This is a genomic window from Rheinheimera sp. KL1 (assembly GCF_001275035.1).
Classification (GTDB): domain Bacteria; phylum Pseudomonadota; class Gammaproteobacteria; order Enterobacterales; family Alteromonadaceae; genus Pararheinheimera; species Pararheinheimera tangshanensis.
The window spans coordinates 135,317-157,389 of the sequence record NZ_LAMX01000018.1; the positions used below are offsets into that span (position 1 = coordinate 135,317).

Sequence of the window (22,073 nt, forward strand, 5' to 3'; positions counted from 1 at the left end):
TTTAATAGTACAGACGTCTAAATGTTTTGACTTCTTATTTTTGCTGAGTATACTTTTAGACGTCTAAACATCTAAATTTGAGGTTTTTTATGAGCAAACCACATTCAGCCACAGTAGCTGCCCGCGCCGGAATAGCGCAGGACTCTGCTTATGGTGCTGTGACGCCGCCTTTGTATTTAACCTCAACTTATGAACTCAAAGCTTTTAAGCAGCCGGGCAAGTACGATTATTCGCGTTCTAATAACCCAACACGAGATTTGTTAGGCGACGCATTAGCAGAGCTGGAAGGTGGGGCTAAGGGGTTAATTACCGGCACCGGTATGTCGGCTTGCCTGCTGGCGCTGCAATTGATTGGCCCGGAAGATACCTTAGTCATTCCGCATGATTGTTACGGCGGCAGTTATCGTTTATTTCTGAATTTAGCCAAGCGTAAAAAAGCTTTTCAGCTGGTTGTGGTGAATTTCCAGCAAGCTGACTGGGCAGAACAAGTAAAGGCAGCACAGCCGAAAATGATTTGGGTGGAAACGCCAAGTAATCCATTGCTGCAAATTACGGATGTCAAAGCCGCTGCAGAGCTGGCAAAAACACTAAACGCTATTCTGGTGGTAGACAACACCTTTTTATCACCGGCTTTGCAAAATCCTATCGCGCTGGGTGCTGACATAGTGGTTCATTCCACTACGAAGTTTATTAATGGCCACAGCGATATAGTTGGTGGTGCTTTAATTGCCAAAGACGCCGCAGTGGGCGATGAGCTGAAATGGTGGGCGAACTGTTTAGGTGTCACTGGTGGTGCTTTTGATGCCTATCAAACCTTACGTGGCCTGCGCACTTTGCTGCCGCGAATTAAACAACATCAGCACAATGCAGAGCTGGTGGTGGATTTCCTGCAAAAACAGCCGCTGGTGGGGCGGGTTTATTACCCTGGCTTAAAAGATCATCCGGGTCATGCCATTGCCAAAGCACAACAGCACGGTTTTGGTTCGATGCTGAGTTTTGATTTAGCTGCCGATGAAGCCTATTTGGCGGTATTTTTTGCAGCCCTGCAGTGTTTCACTTTGGCCCAGTCTTTAGGTGGTATTGAAAGCTTAATCTGTCACCCTGGTTCTATGACTCATGCCTCTTTAGATGCAGCGACCCAAAAAGCCGCTGGTATAGGCCCGACTTTAATTCGTTTATCTGTAGGTATTGAAGAAGCTCAGGATTTAATAGCCGATCTGGCACAGGCTTTTGCTGCTGTAGATGCGGCTGTCAAACAAAACACTAAAACACAACAGGTTCAGTCAGAGCCCGCAGTTGCAGATCCTGTAAAAAACGAACAACAGCAATTCAGATTAAACCCGGCACTTAGTGTGTTGTGGTAGGTGGCGAGTGATGAGTAGTACCTTAAATCATAAAAATACAGTGCATAAATTTGGTGGCAGCAGCTTAGCCAGTGCTGAGCGTTTTTCTGCAGTCGCAGCTATTGTGGCAAAAGAGCCACAAGCCTGGGTGGTGGTATCAGCCCCTGGCGACACTACGGATGAATTACTGGCGCTCATCGACAGCCGTGAACAACCAGAGCTTTTTGCTGCACTGTTACAGCAACTGACTGAAAAGTTGAGCTTACTTATTCAGCGCACTTTAAATGAACAAAACGCGGCTGTGCTTATCCGCAAAGTACAGAGCTGGTTGGCCGAAGTGCCGGGCCATTTGGCGACTAACCAATTTAACGATGTATTGGCCACAGGTGAGCGTTTATCCAGCCAATTATTGGCGGCTTTACTGAATCAAAAAGGCTTAGCTGCTACAGCTATCGATGCCCGTGACTTTTTACGTTTGGACGGCAATGAAGTGCAATACGAGGTGTCCTCTTCATGGCTGGCCCCTTTTGAAACCAGTGGCATTAAAGTGGTGACAGGCTATATAGCCCGCGATTTACAAGGCAACAGCATTACTTTGGGCCGCAATGGCAGTGACTATTCAGCAACTATTGTAGGCCGTTTAGTCAAAGCTCAGGCTATTCATATCTGGACTGATGTCGATGCCATTTATAGCGCCGACCCACGTAAAGTTCCTTCAGCCCGGGCTTATCGCCAGGTGCCGTGGCAACAGGCTTTAACTTTGGCGCAGCTGGGTAATCCGGTGTTGCACGCTAAAACTTTAAGTCCTTTATTGGATGCACCGGCCGAATTGATAGTGCGCAGTAGTTTTGAGCCGAATCACCCAGGCTGCAAAGTCAGCCAACAAGCCGCTATTGAAGTACAGTTTTTAACTGACTTAACACAAGCGGCCTTAGTGACAGTGCCGGATAACTGCAAATTAACAGCTGCAGCTGTGGCTTCCGCCTTACAAATTACAGTCTTCGCCGCACCTAAGGCGTTAAATCAATGGATAGTCGCCAGCCATCAGGTGGATACTTTGTTAAGTTATCTGGCGGGACAACAAGTTTTTGCCAGGGTGAATCCTCAGACTTTTCATGCAGTGGCCTGGGTCAAGCCAGCAGCTCGCCAGCAGAAACAAGTCAATGCTGTAGCAGGGCGTTGGTTAGACCGTCAGCAAGCCGCTTTTCATTTTGAAGATGAGCAGCTGGCATTATGGTTATTTCAGCCTGCCTTAACTTCGTTAGAGCTAACAGAGCTACATCAATTATTACTGCCAACTCAGGTCCAATTGAATGTGGTGGTGGCTGGTACTGGTAACGTGGGGGCAGAATTTCTAGCTTTATTAGCGAAACAGCAACAAGCCTTTGCGGGTCAAATTGAGTTAAAACTGGCAGGGGTATTGAATTCCCGTCAGGCACTTTTTGCCGAAAAAATCGATATTCACAACTGGCAACAGGCGCTGGCTTTGGCTCCTGCTTATACAGAAGCTCAACTGGAGCTGGCGCTGCAGCAGTTACCTGAACCTAAAGTGCTGGTGGATTTAACCCCAAGCCGTGCTTTTGCCGAACGTTATCCGCAGTTTATCAACGCAGGTTTGGATTTAATCAGTGCCAATAAACAAGGTGTGACCTTGCCACTGGCGCAGTATCAGCATATTAGACAGGCGGCTGAACAGCAGCAGGTGCAGTGGCTGAGTAATACCACTGTAGGTGCAGGTTTGCCGGTACAACGTTTATTGCAGGAATTAAAAAGCAGCGGCGATACAGTACATCGCATCAGCGGCATTTTCTCCGGTACTTTGTCCTGGTTGCTGGCAAAATTTGATGGTAGCAAAGCTTTTTCGGATTTTGTCTCAGAAGCGCAGCAATTGGGCCTGACTGAACCCGATCCACGCGATGATTTATCAGGTAAAGATGTGCAACGTAAATTGCTGGTGCTGGCCCGTGAGCTGGATTTAGCTTTGGATATAGACCAGATTGAATTACAACCTTTATTACCCGCTTCGTTAAGTGCTGGCAGCATGGATGACTTTTGGGCAGGACGTGAAGTGCTTGATCTGGAATTAGCAGCGCTACAGCAACAAGCTCAGGCGGCAGGTAAAGTCTTACGTTATGTCGCCGATTTAAAGATAGCAGCAGGCAAAGCCAAGGCGCAGGTGTCCTTGGTGGCGGTAGAACAGACAGATCCGCTGGCAGCCATTTTGCCTTGTGACAATATTTTTGTCATTGAGTCCGACTGGTATCAACAGAATCCGTTGGTGTTAAAAGGCCCAGGCGCTGGTCGTCAGGTGACGGCTGGTGGTGTGCATGCCGACTTAGCCATTTTAGCCAAACAAAAAATTGCCGCTGCCAAAGCAGCTAAACATAGTCAGGCTCAGGCCGCAGCCTGGGTGAAGTGAGAAATAATATGTCTTTTGTCAGCGCACAGTATTTAGAATCCATGAACCGCAACCTGCAGGATGTGGCAGGCAAGGTCAACGTTAGTTTTGAGTTTTTTCCGCCTAAGACAGAACAGATGGAAAACACTTTATGGCAATCGATTGAACGTTTAGCGCCTTTGGCACCTTCCTTTGTTTCTGTGACTTATGGTGCCAACTCAGGCGAACGTGACCGTACCCACGACATTATTAAATCGATTAAACAACGTACCGGCTTAATAGCTGCGCCACATTTAACTTGTGTGGATGCCAGCCGTGCTGAACTTGAGCGTATTGCTAAAGACTATTGGGACAATGGCATTCGGCATATTGTTGCTTTGCGTGGTGATTTACCGCCAGGCAATAAAGAAAAACCAGCTTTGTATGCCGCGGATTTAGTTGAAATTTTACGTTCAGTGGCTGACTTTGATATTTCAGTGGCGGCTTACCCTGAAGTTCACCCTGAATCACCCAATGCGCAGTTTGATTTACTGAACTTAAAACGCAAAGTCGATGCTGGCGCGTCCCGTGCTATTACCCAGTTCTTTTTTGACCCTGAAAAATACTTACGTTACCGCGACCGCTGTGCTGCTATTGGTATAGATGTAGAAATAGTACCGGGCATTTTGCCTGTGACCAACTTCCAGCAGCTGCAAAAATTCGCCACTATGACCAATGTGGCTATACCAGGCTGGATGAATAAGGCCTATGAAGGTCTGGAACAGGATGCCACCACCCGTAATCTGGTGGCAGCCAACATCGCCATGGAGATGGTGAAAGTATTAAGCCGTGAAGGAGTGAATCACTTCCACTTCTACACTTTAAACCGCAGTGAACTGACCTACGCTATCTGTCATTTATTAGGTGTACGGCCTCAGAGTGCCATTGCCTGAGGTTATTCATAAGATGAACGACAGATGTTTTTTGAGTCTGAAGTTCAGCACTGAACAACAACGGCTGCTGCATGCTTATCAGCAGCCTGCACTGTGTCAGAATGCTAAATGGCACCCAGCTCACAATCTGCATCTGACTTTGGTGTTTTTAGGCCAACAAGCTTTCCCTGTGCAACAGCAGTTATGGTCAGAAAGCCTGAAATTGTTTCAGGAGCTATCGCCTTTTGAACTTTGTTTTGACCAACTGAATCAGTTCAGCCATGCCAAAGTATTGTATCTGGGTATCTCTCAACCTCCTCAAGCTCTGATTTTATTGCAACAGCAACTGCAGCAGATGGCTTTGCCTTTTCTGAATGCGCCTGTGCCGGAACGTTTTGTGCCTCATGTCACCCTGGCGCGGAGGTTTCAGTCTGGCGGTACTTTTCCATTAGCAGTGCGGCCTTTACACCTGCTTTGCACAGAAGTGGCTTTGTATCACTCCATCAGCACAGAGCAGGGGGTGATGTATCAGAGTGTAGAAACTTATACTTTAGTCCCAAAGGGCTAGATCTTTACACTAGATCAACACCTTAGTCGCTAGACTTAGTTACACTTAGCTTGTGTTTTGCCACTGGACGGATTCAGATGTCGCACCGCTCTTATTTGTTTTCTTTACGTATCGGTCATGCGCTGCGGGAAGTCTGGCTGAAGGCTATAGCTTTGGTGCTTTTAAGCTGGATCTGCTGGCCGGTATTACTGTCGGTATTATCGCTATTCCGCTGGCGATGGCGCTGGCGATTGCCAGTGGTGTGCCGCCGCAATACGGTTTGTATACAGCTGTGATTGCAGGTTTTTTAATTGCTCTGGCAGGCGGTTCGCGCTACAGCATTAGCGGTCCTACCGCTGCTTTTGTGGTTATTTTATACCCTGTTGCGCAAAGTTATGGTCTGGCGGGTTTGCTGCTCGCCACCATATTGTCTGGGGTAATGCTGATCATTATGGCCGCTATGCGTTTCGGCCGTTTTATCGAATATATTCCCGAAGCTGTGACCTTAGGTTTTACCAGCGGTATTGCTGTGGTGATTGCCACTTTGCAAATCAAAGATGTGTTTGGTTTACCAATCGACAAGCTATCTGAACATTATCTGGAAAAACTACAGCAACTGTCTTTCGCTTTACCCGATCTGCATTGGCCATCCTTACTGGTCGCTGCAGTCACTTTGACTGTGATGTGGCTCTGGCCAAAACTCAAACTGCCTTTACCACCCCATTTACCTGCCATAGTGGTTGCAACTTGCTTGGCTCTGGCGCTTGCTCACTATGGGCTGGAGCTAGATACCATAGGCAGTCGTTTTAGCTATTTATTGCCTGATGGCTCGCAAGGGCAGGGCATACCTGCAGTATTGCCTGAATTCAACTGGCCCTGGCTACAGGCCGGCCCGGACGGCCAAGAGTTGCAGTTCAGCACTCAAATGGTGAAAGACTTATTGGCAGCAGCTTTTGCGATGGCGATGTTAGGCGCTATTGAGTCTTTGCTTTGCGCCGTAGTCTTGGATGGTATGACAGGGCGCAGACACAGCGCCAACAGCGAATTATTAGGCCAGGGCATTGGCAATATAGTAGCGCCATTTTTAGGCGGCTTTACTGCAACAGCGGCTTTAGCCCGATCTGCAGCTAACGTGCGTGCTGGTGCTCAATCGCCGATAGCTGCTATGGTCCATGCCTTGGTGGTGTTATTGGCTTTGCTGGTACTGGCACCTGTATTGGCCTATCTACCTATGGCGGCTATGGCCGCTTTGCTGTTGGTGGTGGCATGGAATATGAGTGAAGCGCCTAAAGCTGTGCATCTGCTAAAAACAGCGCCCCGTAACGACATTATTATTTTCCTGATCTGTTTTCTCTGTACTGTGCTGTTTGATATGGTCATTGCTATCAGCTGTGGCATGGTGATAGCGGCCTTCTTCTTTGTGAAGCAAGTGGCCGATATGACTCGTGTCGCTGATATCAGTCATAACAGAAAATACCTGCTTGAGCCTTTGCCGCAAGGCTGGAAAGCATTTCGCATCAGCGGCCCTTTGTTTTTCGCCGCAGCCGACCGAGTGTTTGGTGAGCTATCGGTCAAACTCAAACAACAACAAGGCGCTATTTTAGTGATGGATGCCGTGACTTTGATGGATGCCGGTGGGCTCTCTGCTTTTACCAAACTGGTCAGTCTGGCTGAAAAACAGGGCACGCATTTATTGGTGACAGACTTAACCTTTCAACCGCTAAAAACGCTGGCCAAAGCTAAGGTGCAGCCTTTGCCCGGTATTTTGAGTTTTTATTCAAGCTTAACTGACGCGCTCAACAGCCTGCCTGGCCAGAACATCGATCCTCAGGGCGAAGCTGTGGGTCTTTGATGTATACCCAAGTTACTTGAAGGTGCGGCGAGGCGACAAGCCAGTGAGACCCCGGGAGCATAGTTAACCTATGTGACCGGGGCGAGATGGCGAAGTCAACAAAGCGGCAATTTCAAGCACGATGGGTATATCCGACTTCTGCCTTGGGGCATTTTGGTCTAAGCTGTGGTCTTTCTGCAGTGGATCAGGTGCTTGTTTGAATTTATGAATTAAATAAAATAAAAATTCACTAATTCAGCATAATAATTCTTGAAACTGCATGGCGAAGCCACTACACTGGCCACACTTTTTTGGCGTGGCCTTAATTTATTATTTTTGTTTTCGGAGACTCAGCGACCTATGTCCACTCAATCCACTTCCTCTACCACCAAACTGCGCAGCGCTGTATTAGGTGCTGCCGGCTATAGCGGCGCCGAACTGGCCGTTATGTTGGCACGGAACCCGTATTTTGAGTTGAGTTACGCTTTTGCTTCCGCTGGCCGCGCTGCTGAACCTTTTTCGAATTTATATCCACGTTATCAAAACGTTGTGGATATCCAGGTGCAGCCGTGGACGGATGATTTAGTGGAAGAGTTAGCAGGCAAACTGGATGTGGCCTTTTTAGCTTTACCTCATGAAGTCAGTGAAGCGGTCACGCCTTTGTTATTGGCCAAAGGCATAGCTGTGTTTGATTTATCCGGCGCTTTCCGTTTAAAAGACCCGGCTTTGTATCCTAAATATTATGGTTACGAGCATCAGCATCCGGAACTCTTGGATCAAGCTGTGTATTCATTAATGGAGTGGCTGGATAAGCCGTTGCCACAGCTGGTTTCAGTGCCTGGTTGTTACCCAACGGCCTGTTCGCTGGCGTTATTGCCTTTATTAAAAGCAGGTTTAGTGGCTGATGGTTGTATTCCTGTGATCAACGCTACCAGCGGTGTGTCAGGTGCGGGTCGTAAAGCGGCATTAAACACCTCATTTTGTGAAGTAGGCTTAAATGCTTATGGCTTTTTTAAACACAGACACAGACCTGAAATCGAACAGAACTTAGGCCGTAAAGTGGTGTTCACGCCGCATTTAGGCAACTTTAAGCGTGGCATTCTGGCCACCAGCGTGGTGACTTTAAAATCTGGTGTGACTGCAGAGCAAGTAGCTACCGCTTTCCAGCAAGCTTATGCAACTAAGCCATTAGTACGTTTAGTCAAACATTCGCCCAATGTGGCTGATGTGGCGGGTACCCCATTTTGTGATATCCACTGGCAACAGGATGCTGAGCAGCTGGTGATTGTGTCCGCTATTGATAACCTGCTCAAAGGTGCTGCGGCTCAGGCGATGCAGGCGGCCAATATCAAATTTGGTGCTCCTGAAACTGCAGGTTTATTTGCAGGAGCAGCAGAATGAACCAGACACCTTTAGTTCTGAAAATGGGTGGCCGTTTATTGCAGGATCAGGCCGCTTTAGATGCCTTATTAAAAGTTTGTGCAGAGCTTAAAACTCAGTATCCGATCGTGCTGGTGCATGGCGGTGGCGATCAGGTCGATCAGTGGCTGGCCAAATTTGGTTTCGAGACTCAAAAAATTGATGGCCAGCGGGTATCACCAGCCGAACAAATGCCCGTGATCACCGGTGCTTTAGATGGTGCTGTTAATGCGGATATGGTGGCTCGGGCCACCTTACAGGGGTTAAATCCTGTAGGTTTAAGTCTGGCAGCAGGTAGTAGTTTAGCTTTTGATATCAATCATAAATTAGGCGCTGTGGGCATTGCTAAACCAAACAATCCACTGCTGCTGAATACCTTATTGGCCCAGGGTTTTACCCCTGTATTCAGCTCTATTGGCTTAAGTGCTGATGGTCAGTTATTGAATGTGAATGCTGATATTGCAGCTGCTGCTATTTGTCAGCTGGTGCAGGGCCAACTGGTCTTACTGACTGATGTGCCTGGTATTCTCGATGCCACTATGCAACTCATCCCAACTTTAACCGCAGCAGAAGCGCAGCAACTGGTGCTTGATGGCGTGATTAAAGGTGGCATGAAAGTAAAACTGGACGCAGCGCTCGAAACGGCTCAAGCACTGAAACGTAATATTACAGTGGCAGGATGGCAGCATCCGGACGATTTATTAAAGTTGATGCAACAAGAAGCAGTAGGTACTTGCATCGTGTATACCCTTCGTTCTTGAAGCTGCAGCTTTGTTGACTGCGTGCTCTCTCCCCAGTCGCATAGGTTACTATGCTCCTGGGGGCTCACGCCCTTGTCGCCTCGCTGCAACTCCAATTACTTTGGGTATATAGCCACATCAATTGATTTGATGAGTCTATTGATCCCGAAACAAAACACACCATAAGGGTGTGTTGCAACGATAAGGATGCCGCCTAGCGGACATGCAGTGTGTTTTTATGAGTAAATTAACCCAGCTTTTATGTTTAGCTGAATTAGACCAGACCCAATTATCCGACCTGCTGGAGCTTGCGCTTCAGATCAAACAACACCCAGAGCAATACAGCTCTGCGCTCAAAGGCAAAAGCATTGCCTTGTTGTTTGAAAAACCTTCTTTGCGAACCCGCGTCAGCTTTGATGTAGGGATCAATAAATTGGGTGGTCACAGTGTCTATCTGGATCAGCAAAACGGAGCTATGGGCGTACGTGAATCAGTGGAAGATTTTGGCAGTAACCTGGCCTGTTGGTGTGATGCCATAGTGGCGCGGGTCTATTCTCAGAAAACATTAGTATTGCTTTCGCAAAGCAGCAAAAAACCAGTGATTAACGCACTGAGCGATTTGTATCATCCTTGTCAGGCTCTGGCCGATTTGTTGACGTTAAAAGAGCATTATGGCGATTTAAGCCAGGTGCATCTGGCTTTTGTCGGCGATGGGAACAATGTCTGCCACTCGCTGATGTTAGGCGCTGCCATTATGGGGATGACGCTGACAGTGGTCACACCACAAGGCTTTGGTCCTGATGCTCATGTACTGTTAAAAGCTCAGGCGATAGCAGAAAAAAGCGGCGCTAAACTGACTTTAAGTCAGCATGTGTCCGCAGCAGCTGGCGCTGATGCTATTTACACCGACACCTGGTTGTCGATGGGCGCAAAGGCCGACCCTAAACTGGTCGAGAACCTGTTTGCACCTTACCAAATAAATACTGCAGTGATGCAGCGTTTAGCCATCAAACATTTTATGCACTGCCTGCCAGCACACCGTGGGCATGAAGTGACCAGCGAAGTTCTGGATAGTGATAATTCCTTAGTGTTGCAGCAGGCAGAAAACCGTATGCACGCTCAGAATGCCGTATTAGTCAGTTTATTTAGTTGAGGTTGGACATGAGTATCAAAAAAGTAGTGTTAGCGTATTCAGGTGGTTTAGACACATCAGCCATAGTGCCTTGGTTAAAAGACAACTATGACTGTGAAGTCATCGCCTTTGTGGCCAACGTAGGTCAGGGTGATGAAGAACTGGCTGGCGTGGAAGAAAAAGCCATTAAGTCAGGTGCCAGCTCGTGCTACGTGGTCGACTTGCGCGAAGAATTAGTCAAAGAAGTGATTTACCCTACCTTAAAAACAGGTGCAGTGTATGAAGGCCAGTATTTACTGGGTACTTCTATGGCACGCCCTGTGATTGCCCGTGCTCAGGTTGAGCTGGCGCTGAAATTAGGTGCTGATGCGTTGTGTCACGGCTGTACCGGTAAAGGTAATGACCAGGTGCGTTTTGAAGGTGCTTTTGCTGCCTTAGCTCCACAGTTAAAAGTGATAGCACCATGGCGTGAATGGCAATTTAACTCGCGTCAGTCACTGCTCAATTATCTGGCTGAGAAAAATGTGCCTACTACTGCTTCTGCCACCAAAATCTATAGCCGAGATGCTAACTTATGGCATATCTCGCACGAAGGTGGTGAGATTGAAAACCCATGGAATGAGCCATCTGACCAAATCTGGATGTGGACTAAATCACCAGAGCAGGCGCCGGATAAAGCCGAACATATTCAGTTAAGTTTTGAAAAAGGCGAACTGACTAAGTTAAACGGTGAAGTGGTAGCTCCTGTCAAAGCCATTGAGGTGCTGAATGCTATTGGTTCAGAGCATGGCGTAGGCCGTATCGACATAGTTGAAAACCGTTTAGTGGGGATGAAATCCCGCGGTTGTTACGAAACCCCTGGTGGCACTATTTTAGTGGCGGCTTTACGTGCACTGGAATCTTTGGTGTATGACCGCACTTCACTGAAATACCGTGAAGAAGTGGGCTTAGAGTTTGCTCAGCTGGTCTATGATGGCCGTTGGTTCACGCCGTTAAAAGATGCTTTGTTAGCAGCAGCTACTTCACTTGCTGATCAACTGACAGGCGACATAGTGGTCAAACTGTACAAAGGCAACGTGACTGTAACGCAACGCCGTTCACCCAACAGCCTGTACTCAGAAGCTTTCGCCACTTTTGAAGGCGATGAAGTGTACAACCAAAAAGACGCTGCAGGTTTTATCCGCCTGTATAGCTTAGCCAGCCGTATTCGTGCTTTGCATAGCAAAGGTTAAGCTCTTGGCGTAATTATTAGGGCGGCTACCAGGCCGCCCATTCTATACCCTTCGTACTTGAAGCTGCCGCTTTGTTGACTGCGTTCTCTCGCCCCAATCACATAGGACTACTATGTTCATGGGGGCTCGCTCTCTTGCTGTCGCGCCGCAACATCAATTACTTTGGGTATATCTACTATTAATGCAGAGGTATTTATCATGGCGATGTGGGGTGGTCGGTTTACCGAAGCCAGTCTGGCCGAGTTCAGTGAATTTAATGACTCATTAAGTTTTGACTATCTGCTGGCGCAACAGGATATTCAGGCCTCCCGTGCCTGGACCATAGGCTTGCTTGAAGCTGGCATTATTACCACAGCTGAAGCAGAACAACTGGATCATGCTTTGGCTGATTTAGCTTTAGCGCTCGAATCGAATCCAAAGCTGCCGCTGCAGACGCAGGAAGAAGATATTCATAGCTGGGTGGAAGCTCAGTTGCAGCAAAAAATTGGTGTGGTAGCGAAAAAGCTGCACACAGGCCGCAGCCGTAACGACTTAGTGGCCACCGACTTACGTTTGTGGACCAAGCTGAATGCCACTCAGGTACGCGACACCTTAATCAACGCTATTGGGGCTTTGGTTACTTTTGCTGATGCGCATTTTGGTGCTGTGATGCCTGGCTTTACTCATCTGCAACGGGCTCAGCCTGTGCTGGTTAGTCACTGGGCTTTGGCGTACATCGAAATGTTTAAACGCGATCTCAGCCGTATTGACGATGCGTTAGCGCGGATGGACGTCTGTCCTTTAGGTTGTGGTGCTTTGGCTGGTACTGGTATTCAAATCGACCGCACCGCCTTAGCCCAGCGTTTAGGTTTTCAATCTGCAGCACTGAATAGCCTGGATGCAGTGTCCGACCGGGACTATGTGGTGGAGTTATCTGCTGCAGCCTCTTTGTGTATGACGCATTTATCGCGTTTATCCGAAGACGTGATTTTCTTCTGCTCGGGCGAAGCGGCTTTCTTTAAGCTCGGTGATGCGATTAGCAGTGGTTCGTCCTTGATGCCACAAAAGAAAAACCCTGATGTGTTTGAATTATTGCGTGGCAAAACCGGCCGGGTGTTGGGTCATTTAGTGGCTATTTTGCATGTCCTCAAAGGTTTGCCTCTGGCGTACAACAAAGATATGCAGGAAGACAAGCAGGGCTTTTTTGATTTAATGGCAAGCTGGCAACAATGCTTGCTGGTGCTGGCGACAGTGCTGCCGCATCTATCGGTGAATGTAGAACGCTGTCGCTTAGCCGCAGAGCTTGGCTACAGCAATGCCACCGATCTGGCCGATTATCTGGTCGGTAAAGGCATCGCCTTCCGTGACGCTCATGAGTTATCTGGTGAGTTGGTGCTGGTGGCTTCGAAGCAGCAAAAACCGCTGGAAGCTTTAGCTTTAGCTGAAATGCAGCAGGTATCACCTTTGATCAGTGATGACGTGTTTGCAGCTCTGACTATTGAAGCTGGTTTGGCGAAACGTGCATCTTTAGCAGGCACCAGTCCTGACCGGGTTAAAGAAGCTTTAGACGCCACCAAAGTTTGGTTTGAAGCACTTTGAATTGAGCTGGTCCAACGAAAAAAGCCGGATTTTTGATCCGGCTTTTTGCTTTTTAGCGCAGCCAAAAGTTAAGCGGCTAACGCCTGTTTGGCCTGAAAATCCAGCTCAGCTTTGAGCTCAGTGGGCAGTTTCAACTGACGTGCCAGTTCCTGCAGATAAGCCCCTTCCATATAGTTTTGCTCGTTGATCACCAACAGGCTCGCCAGATACATCTCAGCCGCCATTTCCTGTGTCGTGGCAGCACTTGCGATATCGGCAGGGTCTAATGGTTTTGCCAGTTCCTGATCAAACCAGCGTTGCAGGCTTAAATCTGAGGTCAGTTTTGCTATTTCGCTGTCAATCAATTCGCGTTCCTGTTGATCAATATGACCATCGGCTTTGGCTGCGCCTATTAATGCTTTTAATATAGCGTGACTGTGTTGTTCGGCTTGCGGTGCAGGCAAACGGTCTACAGTTTGAGGTTCATGCTGGTCTACTGTGCCTTTGTTCTGTTGCTGCCAGTTGCCATAGGCTTTATAAGCCAGTACTCCCAGTGCAGCTAAACCGCCATAGGTGATGACTTTTCCACCGAGGCTGCGGCCTTTTTTTGAGCCAAGCAGCATAGCTAAAGCACCACCGGATATGGCCCCGCCACCAAAACCTGACATTAATTTACTGACTGAAGAGGAGGCAGATGATTGATGAGAACTCTGTGATACTGATTTCTGTTGCATCAGATCAGAACCGGCCTTAAGCAACTGGTCCAATAAACCTTTAGTATTCATTGATAGAAGTCCTTGAATTATTGTTAGTTATTATCAGACTGGTTTCAGCGCAGAAAATTCAGTTGTAGTTGTAAGCAGATATAAATAACTTGATGTGATAGTTAAATAGTTGCGAAGCCGGAATAAAAAAGGCCGCTTAAAAGCGACCTTTCACTACGTACAACAGACCGCGATCAGAACAACTCGATTTCTTCCTGTTGTTGCTGATTATTCTGCGTGGGCAACTGTTGGACCGACGAATTGACATAAGTTTTAGGTTCTGTGCCCTGAATAAAAAACTCAAAACCACTGCTGTTATCAGTCGCCTGAGTCAGCAAACCTGTTTTTAAATCAATGCGCACTGAAGTAATACCTACGGGAGGTTGTACAAAAACCTGTGGTTTATCTTTTAACGCAAACCCCATAAATTCCTGCCAGGCTGGTAATGCGGTTTTTGCGCCCGACTCACCGCCTGCGACCTGATCTTTACCCAGATTGTTATTCCAGGCCGTTTTACCTAACCGGCTTTCCGCATCATCAAAACCGACCCAGGATGTCACCACTAAATCAGGTGAAAAACCGGAGAACCAGGCGTCTTTTACATCATTGGTGGTACCGGTTTTGCCGGATAAATCCTGACGTTTTAGCTCTTTCAATTTATAAGCTGTGCCGTTCCAGCCTGTCCCTGCTTTCCAGTCACCACCACCCCAGATAGAGCTTTTTAGCGCGTCCGCAATTAAAAAAGCATTTTGCGCCGATAACACCCGTGGTGCATAAGCTGGTGCTGGTGCGACAGTCGCTTGTTCTGTCGTTGCGGTTTGTTCGGCAAACGTCGCTTCGAGTTGAGCTTCAGGATCTGCGGTTTCTGGATCTGCAGTTTCAGCCAAAGCCGGCGCTTCTTTTGCGGCACGGGCCGCCAAGTCTTGCTGTTCACATTCAGGACAAACAGATACAGGCACATGCTCGAAGATCAGGTTGTTCTGATCATCCAGAATTTTGGTAATGACATAAGGCTTGACCAAATAACCGCCATTAGCGAATACCGCGTAACCTGTTGCCAGTTCCAGCGGGGTTAAGGAGGCAGAACCTAACGCCAGAGTTTCACTGTGGGGTAAGTCTTTTTCTCTGAAACCAAACTTTGTCAGATGCTGACGGGTTTTTTCTACTCCAACAGTTCTTAATAAGCGCACCGCTACTACGTTCTTCGATTTGGCTAAGGCTTCACGAATACGAATAGCGCCGTCATACACTTCAGGTGAATTTTTGGGACGCCATGCCTGATTGGCTCCTTCATCCCATTCATGAATAGGGGCGTCATTCATCAAAGTCGCCAGTGTCAGATTAGATTCCAAAGCAGCTGAATAAATAAAAGGTTTAATATTGGAACCGACCTGACGGTTGGCCTGAGTGGCTCGGTTAAACTGGGTCATGGCAAAACTGTAGCCACCAACCAAAGCTTGTACTGCGCCATCTTTTGGGTTGATGGCCACAATAGCGCCACTGACTCCTGGAATTTGGCCTAAACGCCACTCTCCCGCAGAAGGACGCACTAACACATGCATACCTGGTGCTAACACATCAGCTGCGGCTTTAGGCGGATGGCTTTGTCTGTCGTGGCTGATAAAAGCACGGGCCCAGCTCAGACCTTGCCAGGACAGGCTGATTTTGCGGCCACCCGATAAAATGGCTTCGGCTTGTTGGCCTGATACTTCAGTGATCACCGCAGGAATTAAATCTTCCAGTCCATCCTGGCTATCCAGATAAGCCAGAATAGCTTCATCGCTCAGACGATCTTTTTCCACAAACTTTACAGAACCATCCGCTTGTGGTTCAGGGTTGGCTTGCCATAAAGTCGCGACAGGGCCACGGTAGCCGTGGCGCTCGTCATAGCCCACCACATTTTTTTGTACTGCAGCGACAGCTTTACCCTGCAATCTGGAGTCTACGGTGGTAAATACCTGAAAGCCCTTGGAATAGGCTTCCTCTTCGCCGTATTTATCCACCACTTCCTGACGCACCATCTCTGCAATATAAGGTGCAGATGCTGTGATCTGTGCACCATGTAGTTTGGATAAAATAGGTTCTTGTAATGCTTCATCATACTGAGCCTGAGTGATGTAGCCCTCATTCAGCATACGACCCAGCACTATATTGCGACGGGCACGGGCACGACTTGGTGAGCGGACCGGGTTTAATACCGAAGGACCTTGCGGCAAGCCGGCAATAATAGCGATTTCGGATAAAGTTAAATCCTGAATGTTTTTACCGAAATAGACCTGGGCTGCAGCACCGACACCAAAAGAGCGCTGACCTAACTCAATTTTGTTTAAATACAGCTCCAGAATTTCGTCTTTGGTCAGTTCTTGTTCGATACGTAAAGCCAAAAAGATTTCTTTAATTTTACGGATCAGCTTTTTCTCACGGGTCAGAAAAAATACCCGTGCTAATTGCTGAGTAATAGTACTGGCGCCTTGTTTGGCTTCACCACTGAATGCCACTACAGTCGCAGCGCGGAACATACCAATGACATCAATGCCCGGATGCTCATAAAAGCGGTTATCTTCCGTGGCCAGCACAGCTTTAATCAGTAAGTCAGGCATTTCTTCCAGTGTTAACGGAATACGGCGCTTTTCACCAAACTGTGAAATCAGCTCTCCGTCCTGACTAAAAACACGCATAGGTGTTTGCAGTTTGACGTCTTTTAATGTGGCCACACTTGGCAAGTCATCTTTTACATACCAGTAACTCGCCGCAACCAAAGCCACAACGGAAAAAGCACCTGCAATCAACAGAATGATTAGTTTTTTAAACCACGACACTGATGAACCTCAATGTATATTTTCGGGGCTGACGGGAATGTCAGTCTGTTTTTTTTAAAAGCTATTTGTCGACCCTACGCAATTTTTTACGAAACGACTAAGCTCTTGACAGAAGTTCAATAGAAATCATTGACCTGTGTACAGGACGCTATGCGAAGCACTCTGTTTCAAACCAAAAAAGCTTTGATCTTAGGGGTCGATATTGGCTCACATGCTGTGAAAGCTGTGTTATTAAGCCAGCACAACCAGCATTATAAAGTAGAAGCCTTTGCAATAGAACCTATGCTGAAAGGCACAATGGTCGATCGTGAAATTCAGGACATAGAAGCCGTCGCAGATGCCTTATTGAATATTAGAAAAAAGATAGATAAATCAATTAAGTATGCAGCTGCAGCTGTGTCGGGTTCTCTGGTGATCAGTAAAGTGATTTTTATGGATGCCAGTTTAACAGATGCTGAATTAGCCCGTCAGATTGAACTGGAAGCCGATAGTTTAATTCCGTATCCGCTAAATGAAGTCAGTTTAGATTTCGAGCGGCTAGAGATCAATGAAACGGATCCCAGTAAAGTTAATGTGCTGCTCAGCGCTGCCCGCACCGAAAGTGTGCAGGCAAGGGTGACCGCATTAGAATCTGCCGGTTTTACTGCCAAAGTGATAGATGTCGAAAGTTCTGCTTTAAGTCGGGCTGCTGAATTATGTTTGGATCAATTGCCGGAAGATGCAGCAGAAAAAGTAGTGGCGGTGTTGGATGTTGGCGCCACTATGACACTGTTGAGCATAGTGGAAGGTGATAAAAATCTTTATACCAGAGACATCGCCTTTGGTGGTGAGCAGTACAGCCGCAGCATTATGCATTACTACAATAAAACTTACGAAGAAGCTGAGCAGGCGAAAATTCTGGCCGATTTGCCCCCGAGTTATAGCTTTGAAGTGCTTGCGCCTTTTCAGACCATGTTATTACAACAAATTCGTCGTGCTATTCAAATGTACCTGACCACCAGTGGTAAAGAGCAGGTTGATTATTTATTGGTGAGTGGCGGTACCAGCTTACTGGATGGCATAGACAAACTGATCAGTGACGAATTAGCTATCCAGGCCGTGGTCGCTAACCCATTCCGGCATATGGAATCCGCTGCGACGGTCAATCGTCAGCAACTGACTGAAAAAGCGCCTTGTCTGATGATCGCAACAGGTCTGGCATTGCGGAGTTTTACTTCATGGCATCAATAAACCTGCTGCCATGGCGTGAAGCTGCCCGTAAACAACAACAGATGGATTATCTGACGGTGTTAGCGCAAGTGGCTGTGCTGGCATTTGTGCTGATGTTTTTGGTCTATTGGGTATATCAGGCTCGTGTCGAAGGGCAAATCAGTCGTAATACTTTGCTCGAAATGGAAATTAAGCACTTAAACCTGCGTATCGGCCAAATCCGCGAGCTGGAAAAACAAAAAGAAGGTTTGCAGCAGCGTATGTCATTGATTGAACAATTGCAGCGTAGCAGAAACCTGGGCACTCAAATAATGGATGAGGTGGCTAAAACTGTGCCTGCAGGTGTGTATCTGGTGTCTATGGATAAAAAATTTAACAGATTACTCATAACAGGGAAAAGTGAGTCGAATAACAGATTATCCAGCTTATTAAGGGTGATTGAGCTATCTCCTTTGTTGACTCAGCCTGTGCTGGAGTTTATTCAGGCCAGTAAAGATGACAGTGGTTTATTAAGCGATTTTAAGATGCATTTGCGCCTGGTTGGCGCTGAACCCCCACCGCTGCCGTCACAACCTGCAGGCAAAACGGCCAACAAAGCAGGGGGGCAAAAATGAGCCTGAATATCAACTTATCTGATATCGACTTAGCTGAGCTTGATTTTAACAACATGGGGGCATGGCCTAAGACGGGTAAGGTCGGTTTTGCTTTGGTGGTTGCTTCTGCTGTGATGTTATTGAGTTACTTGTTGCTGATTAAAGACCAGGTTAGTCATCTGGATGCGCAGCTGCAGAAGGAACAGGAGCTCCGCCTTGAGTATCAAAGTAAATACGGTAAAGCTATTAACCTGGAGCTGTACCAGCAGCAAATGCAGGAGATGGAAAAAACCTTTTCAGTGTTGTTAAAGCAGTTACCGGCGACCCATGAAACGCCAGGCATGCTGGATGATATTACTTTTGCCGGTACCTCAGTAGGACTTACATTTGTCCGTATTAATTGGATGCCGGAAATTGAAAAAGAGTTCTACACCGAATTACCCATTCAGATTGAAGTCATAGGGGAATATCACCAGATTGGCAATTTTGTCAGTGAAATCGCTAAGTTACCTCGTATTGTCAGTTTGCATGATTTTGTGATCCAAAGCCGGGAAGAGGGTAATCAGAGTTTTAGCGTCATAGCTAAAACTTACAGGTACAAGGAGCTGAAAAAATGAAACAAGCTCCCGTTATGATGCTGACTGCTTTGCTGGCGCTCAGCGGATGTTTTAGCGATACAACAGATATTCAGCAGTTTATGGCGGATGTGAAGGCCACTACCAGGCTCAAATTCCGCCTTTACCTCCTGTGAAGGACTTTGAACATTTACCCTACACCAGCTCTGAATTGCGTAGCCCTTTTAGCCTGCCATCGCCACAAGCCTATAACCAGCAAGCTCTGCATCAACCCGGTTGTATTCAGCTGGATCATCAGCGTGAAAAACAAGCCTTAGAACACTACGCGATAGACAACTTAACCATGCGCGGAACTTTAGGTCATGCCGATCAATTATGGGCTTTAATTGAAGCCTCCGATCAAAGTATGCACAGGATAGGTCTCAACGACAGATTAGGTTTATTTCATGGCAGGGTGGTTGCAGTGAAGCCTGACTATATTGAGATAACAGAATTTATTCCTGATGGCAGTGGCTGTACTGTGCAGAGAAACAGCAAATTACAACTATTGGAGGCGTCCATTGATGCTGCCGAAACTAACTGAGCGAGCTGAATGATGAGAAACATTACAACAGGCGACAGGCTCCTCCATTGTTGTCAACTCATGCTGTTTTGCGTTTTGCTCACCAGCTTTTTTGCCTCAGCAGGGCAGGCTGGCAAAGATTTTATTAATGAAATTGATTCAATAGACTTTCGTCGGGGTGAACAAGGCGAAGCTAAAGTCCTGGTGTTTTTGCAACAAAATTCGGCTGCTGTAGATGTAGTGGAGAAAAACGACCAGATTCAGCTCGATTTTCATGACACAAAAATTAGTGATGAGTTGTTGTACCAACTGGACGTACTGGATTTTGCAACTGTGGTCAAAGGCATTGAAACCTTCCGTGAAGGCAACAAAGCCAGATTAGTGATTGAAACTCTTGATGCTTTTACTTACAGCTACCAGCAAGTCGACGAGGTGTTTCATCTTATCGTGCAGAAAAAATCGGCTGAACAAAGTAAATCAGTGGCAGCTGGCCAGTATGTAGGTCGAGCTATTTCTTTGAATTTTCAGGATATTCCGGTTCGCACTGTGCTGCAGATTATTGCGGATTACAATGGCTTTAATCTGGTCACCAGCGACTCAGTCACTGGCAATATCACCTTACGGCTGGACGGCACGCCCTGGGATCAAGCACTGGATATAGTACTGAAAGTACGTGGGCTGGATAAACGCATGGATGGCAACATTCTGATGATAGCGCCGTCGGATGAGCTGGCTGCACGCGAAGCCAAAGAGCTACAGGCTCAACAGCAGGTTGAGCAATTAGAGCCTCTGATGTCAGAATTTCTAGCTATTAACTACGCCAAAGCGGCAGATATAGCAGCATTGTTAAATAACAAAGAAGCGACTTTATTGTCGGCCCGAGGCAATGTAGCAGTGGACGACAGAACTAATACTTTATTGGTGAAAGATACGGCGACCACTATCGAAAATGTGCGACGTTTATTGCGCCGGCTTGATGTACCTGTGAAACAGGTGCTGATTGAATCCCGTATGGTGACAGTCAAAGACAATGTAAGGGACGAAATTGGCTTACGCTGGGGCTTTAGCGATCAGCAAAATGATAAGGCCTGGTCCGGCACAGCGCCGGGCGCGAATAATCTGGCGGGGGGCACTGTGCCAGCGTTAAACGACAGATGGAATGTCAACTTACCTGTGGCTAATCCCGCTGGCAGTATCGCTTTTCATGTCACAAAGTTTGCTGATGGCACTTTGCTGGACCTGGAACTCTCCGCTTTGGAGCAGGAGAACAAAGGCGAAATTATTGCCAGCCCACGTATTACCACGGCGAATCAGAAAAAAGCCCGGATCGAGCAGGGTACTGAAATTCCTTATCTGGAAGCATCCAGCAGTGGCGCTACCACAGTCACCTTTAAAAAGGCGGTCTTAAGTCTGGAAGTGACACCGCAAATTACACCGGACAACAAAATTATTCTGGATTTAGAAATCACTCAGGATACCCGCGGTGAAACTGTGTCGACAGGCAATGGCCCGGCTCAGGCCATTGACACTCAGCGTATTCAAACTCAGGTTTTGGTTGATAATGGGGCTACAGTGGTCCTGGGTGGCATTTATCAACAGCAGATGACCAATACCACCTCAAAGGTGCCGGTTTTGGGTGACATTCCCTATGTAGGAAATTTATTTAAACGCCGTAATGACTTTAATGAAAAAACCGAATTACTGATTTTTGTTACCCCAAAAATTCTGACTGAAAGTTTATAAAAGGCACCAACCTAAGGCCGGAGCTGACGCTGGCTCCGGCAGAAAATTAGCTTGCCAAGCCAAGCTGATTGCTGACATAATTCACCGCTTCAAATTTTCGTGGGAGCTTTCGGGTCCTGAAATTAACCTTCTAAGTTAGCGCAGCAGCATTACGAACTATGGCAGAAAAACGCAATATCTTCCTGGTAGGCCCAATGGGTGCAGGCAAAAGTACAATTGGCCGTCATTTAGCAGACATGCTTCATCTCGAATTCTACGACTCAGATCAGGAAATTGAACGCCGCACTGGTGCAGATATAGCCTGGGTATTTGATCTGGAAGGCGAAGAGGGATTCCGTGTTCGCGAAGAGAACGTGATCTCGGACTTAACAGAATTACAAGGCATAGTACTGGCGACTGGTGGTGGCTCAGTGCTGAGCAAAGAAACCCGCAACCGTTTATCCGCGCGTGGCATAGTGGTTTATTTAGAAACCCCTATAGAGAAACAAGTGGCCCGTACTCAACGTGACAAAAGACGTCCGTTGTTACAAACCGAAGAAGCACCAAAAGAGGTGCTGGAACGTCTGGCGGCTGAGCGTAATCCTCTGTATGAAGAGATCGCTGACTTTACCGTACGTACAGATGAGCAAAGTGCCCGTTCAGTGGCGAATCAAATCGTTGAACAACTTGGTTTCTAGTTTGAGATAACTTTTCAGGGA

At 47.2% G+C, this 22,073-nt stretch carries 19 protein-coding genes; 17 read left to right on the top strand and 2 right to left on the bottom strand.

The genetic code is table 11. The features are described from left to right. Window positions 1-89 precede the first annotated feature (89 nt). From metB to argH, 10 genes are all read left to right on the top strand, one after another. Complete coding sequence (gene metB / locus WH43_RS09395) at window positions 90-1,364, top strand: cystathionine gamma-synthase (RefSeq protein ID WP_053424353.1); 1,275 nt, start codon at window positions 90-92, stop codon at window positions 1,362-1,364. A gap of 10 nt (window positions 1,365-1,374) precedes the next feature. Continuing rightward, on the top strand, window positions 1,375-3,762 hold the full coding sequence (metL, locus tag WH43_RS09400; RefSeq protein ID WP_053424354.1) for a bifunctional aspartate kinase/homoserine dehydrogenase II: 2,388 nt from the start codon (window positions 1,375-1,377) through the stop codon (window positions 3,760-3,762). 8 nt (window positions 3,763-3,770) lie between these two features. Continuing rightward, a complete protein-coding gene (metF, locus tag WH43_RS09405) occupies window positions 3,771-4,673 on the top strand; it encodes a methylenetetrahydrofolate reductase (RefSeq protein WP_053424355.1) in 903 nt (300 codons plus the stop codon). A gap of 13 nt (window positions 4,674-4,686) precedes the next feature. Then, window positions 4,687-5,220 (top strand): RNA 2',3'-cyclic phosphodiesterase, encoded by a 534-nt coding sequence (thpR, locus tag WH43_RS09410; protein WP_053424356.1) that lies wholly within the window; start codon window positions 4,687-4,689, stop codon window positions 5,218-5,220. Window positions 5,221-5,272: 52 nt separating this feature from the next. Further along, entirely contained in the window at window positions 5,273-7,051 is a 1,779-nt protein-coding gene (gene dauA / locus WH43_RS09415; protein WP_152342819.1) for a C4-dicarboxylic acid transporter DauA, read from the top strand. Between the two features lie 339 nt (window positions 7,052-7,390). Beyond that, complete coding sequence (gene argC, locus WH43_RS09420; RefSeq protein WP_053424412.1) at window positions 7,391-8,431, top strand: N-acetyl-gamma-glutamyl-phosphate reductase; 1,041 nt, start codon at window positions 7,391-7,393, stop codon at window positions 8,429-8,431. After that, window positions 8,428-9,210 carry an acetylglutamate kinase gene (gene argB / locus WH43_RS09425; protein ID WP_053424357.1) on the top strand — a complete coding sequence of 261 codons (783 nt, stop codon included), beginning with the start codon at window positions 8,428-8,430 and terminating at the stop codon, window positions 9,208-9,210. The genes argC and argB overlap by 4 nt, the downstream gene beginning before the upstream one ends. A gap of 217 nt (window positions 9,211-9,427) precedes the next feature. After that, complete coding sequence (locus tag WH43_RS09430; protein ID WP_053424358.1) at window positions 9,428-10,342, top strand: ornithine carbamoyltransferase; 915 nt, start codon at window positions 9,428-9,430, stop codon at window positions 10,340-10,342. 2 nt (window positions 10,343-10,344) lie between these two features. Beyond that, entirely contained in the window at window positions 10,345-11,553 is a 1,209-nt protein-coding gene (locus WH43_RS09435; RefSeq protein WP_286049632.1) for an argininosuccinate synthase, read from the top strand. 198 nt (window positions 11,554-11,751) lie between these two features. After that, complete coding sequence (argH, locus tag WH43_RS09440; protein WP_053424360.1) at window positions 11,752-13,131, top strand: argininosuccinate lyase; 1,380 nt, start codon at window positions 11,752-11,754, stop codon at window positions 13,129-13,131. Window positions 13,132-13,199: 68 nt separating this feature from the next. Here argH and WH43_RS09445 read toward each other — a convergent pair whose 3' ends face one another. Beyond that, window positions 13,200-13,895, bottom strand: coding sequence for a tellurite resistance TerB family protein (locus WH43_RS09445; protein WP_053424361.1), 696 nt, complete (start codon window positions 13,893-13,895; stop codon window positions 13,200-13,202). A gap of 173 nt (window positions 13,896-14,068) precedes the next feature. Next, window positions 14,069-16,693, bottom strand: a complete 2,625-nt coding sequence (locus tag WH43_RS09450) for a penicillin-binding protein 1A (RefSeq protein ID WP_053424362.1) — start codon at window positions 16,691-16,693, stop codon at window positions 14,069-14,071. Between the two features lie 150 nt (window positions 16,694-16,843). Between WH43_RS09450 and WH43_RS09455 the strand changes: the two genes are divergently transcribed. The 7 genes from WH43_RS09455 to aroK all read left to right on the top strand — a co-directional run bounded on the left by WH43_RS09455 (window position 16,844) and on the right by aroK (window position 22,052). Next, entirely contained in the window at window positions 16,844-17,923 is a 1,080-nt protein-coding gene (locus tag WH43_RS09455; RefSeq protein ID WP_053424363.1) for a pilus assembly protein PilM, read from the top strand. Beyond that, entirely contained in the window at window positions 17,911-18,516 is a 606-nt protein-coding gene (locus WH43_RS09460) for a PilN domain-containing protein (RefSeq protein WP_053424364.1), read from the top strand. The genes WH43_RS09455 and WH43_RS09460 overlap by 13 nt, the downstream gene beginning before the upstream one ends. Further along, window positions 18,513-19,112 (top strand): type IV pilus inner membrane component PilO, encoded by a 600-nt coding sequence (locus tag WH43_RS09465; protein WP_053424365.1) that lies wholly within the window; start codon window positions 18,513-18,515, stop codon window positions 19,110-19,112. Before WH43_RS09460 ends, WH43_RS09465 begins: the two co-directional genes overlap by 4 nt. Then, window positions 19,109-19,246, top strand: a complete 138-nt coding sequence (locus WH43_RS20600; RefSeq protein ID WP_286049622.1) for a hypothetical protein — start codon at window positions 19,109-19,111, stop codon at window positions 19,244-19,246. The genes WH43_RS09465 and WH43_RS20600 overlap by 4 nt, the downstream gene beginning before the upstream one ends. Further along, complete coding sequence (locus WH43_RS09470) at window positions 19,243-19,653, top strand: pilus assembly protein PilP (RefSeq protein WP_053424366.1); 411 nt, start codon at window positions 19,243-19,245, stop codon at window positions 19,651-19,653. Before WH43_RS20600 ends, WH43_RS09470 begins: the two co-directional genes overlap by 4 nt. Before the next feature lie 60 nt (window positions 19,654-19,713). Continuing rightward, the gene (locus WH43_RS09475) at window positions 19,714-21,375 is read left to right on the top strand and encodes a type IV pilus secretin PilQ (RefSeq protein WP_286049623.1); all 1,662 of its coding nucleotides are present in this window, start codon (window positions 19,714-19,716) and stop codon (window positions 21,373-21,375) included. A gap of 158 nt (window positions 21,376-21,533) precedes the next feature. Further along, window positions 21,534-22,052 (top strand): shikimate kinase AroK, encoded by a 519-nt coding sequence (aroK, locus tag WH43_RS09480; RefSeq protein WP_008900467.1) that lies wholly within the window; start codon window positions 21,534-21,536, stop codon window positions 22,050-22,052. Window positions 22,053-22,073 lie beyond the last annotated feature (21 nt).

What these genes read in the sequence shown, in the direction of transcription:
- metB (WP_053424353.1), top strand. Translation starts at nt 90, where the DNA reads ATGAGCAAACCACATTCAGCCACAGTAGCTGCCCGCGCCGGAATAGCG.
- metL (WP_053424354.1), top strand. Translation starts at nt 1,375, where the DNA reads ATGAGTAGTACCTTAAATCATAAAAATACAGTGCATAAATTTGGTGGC.
- metF (WP_053424355.1), top strand. Translation starts at nt 3,771, where the DNA reads ATGTCTTTTGTCAGCGCACAGTATTTAGAATCCATGAACCGCAACCTG.
- thpR (WP_053424356.1), top strand. Translation starts at nt 4,687, where the DNA reads ATGAACGACAGATGTTTTTTGAGTCTGAAGTTCAGCACTGAACAACAA.
- argC (WP_053424412.1), top strand. Translation starts at nt 7,391, where the DNA reads ATGTCCACTCAATCCACTTCCTCTACCACCAAACTGCGCAGCGCTGTA.
- argB (WP_053424357.1), top strand. Translation starts at nt 8,428, where the DNA reads ATGAACCAGACACCTTTAGTTCTGAAAATGGGTGGCCGTTTATTGCAG.
- WH43_RS09430 (WP_053424358.1), top strand. Translation starts at nt 9,428, where the DNA reads ATGAGTAAATTAACCCAGCTTTTATGTTTAGCTGAATTAGACCAGACC.
- argH (WP_053424360.1), top strand. Translation starts at nt 11,752, where the DNA reads ATGGCGATGTGGGGTGGTCGGTTTACCGAAGCCAGTCTGGCCGAGTTC.
- WH43_RS09445 (WP_053424361.1), bottom strand. Translation starts at nt 13,895, where the DNA reads ATGAATACTAAAGGTTTATTGGACCAGTTGCTTAAGGCCGGTTCTGAT.
- WH43_RS09455 (WP_053424363.1), top strand. Translation starts at nt 16,844, where the DNA reads ATGCGAAGCACTCTGTTTCAAACCAAAAAAGCTTTGATCTTAGGGGTC.
- WH43_RS09460 (WP_053424364.1), top strand. Translation starts at nt 17,911, where the DNA reads ATGGCATCAATAAACCTGCTGCCATGGCGTGAAGCTGCCCGTAAACAA.
- WH43_RS09465 (WP_053424365.1), top strand. Translation starts at nt 18,513, where the DNA reads ATGAGCCTGAATATCAACTTATCTGATATCGACTTAGCTGAGCTTGAT.
- WH43_RS20600 (WP_286049622.1), top strand. Translation starts at nt 19,109, where the DNA reads ATGAAACAAGCTCCCGTTATGATGCTGACTGCTTTGCTGGCGCTCAGC.
- WH43_RS09475 (WP_286049623.1), top strand. Translation starts at nt 19,714, where the DNA reads ATGCTGTTTTGCGTTTTGCTCACCAGCTTTTTTGCCTCAGCAGGGCAG.
- aroK (WP_008900467.1), top strand. Translation starts at nt 21,534, where the DNA reads ATGGCAGAAAAACGCAATATCTTCCTGGTAGGCCCAATGGGTGCAGGC.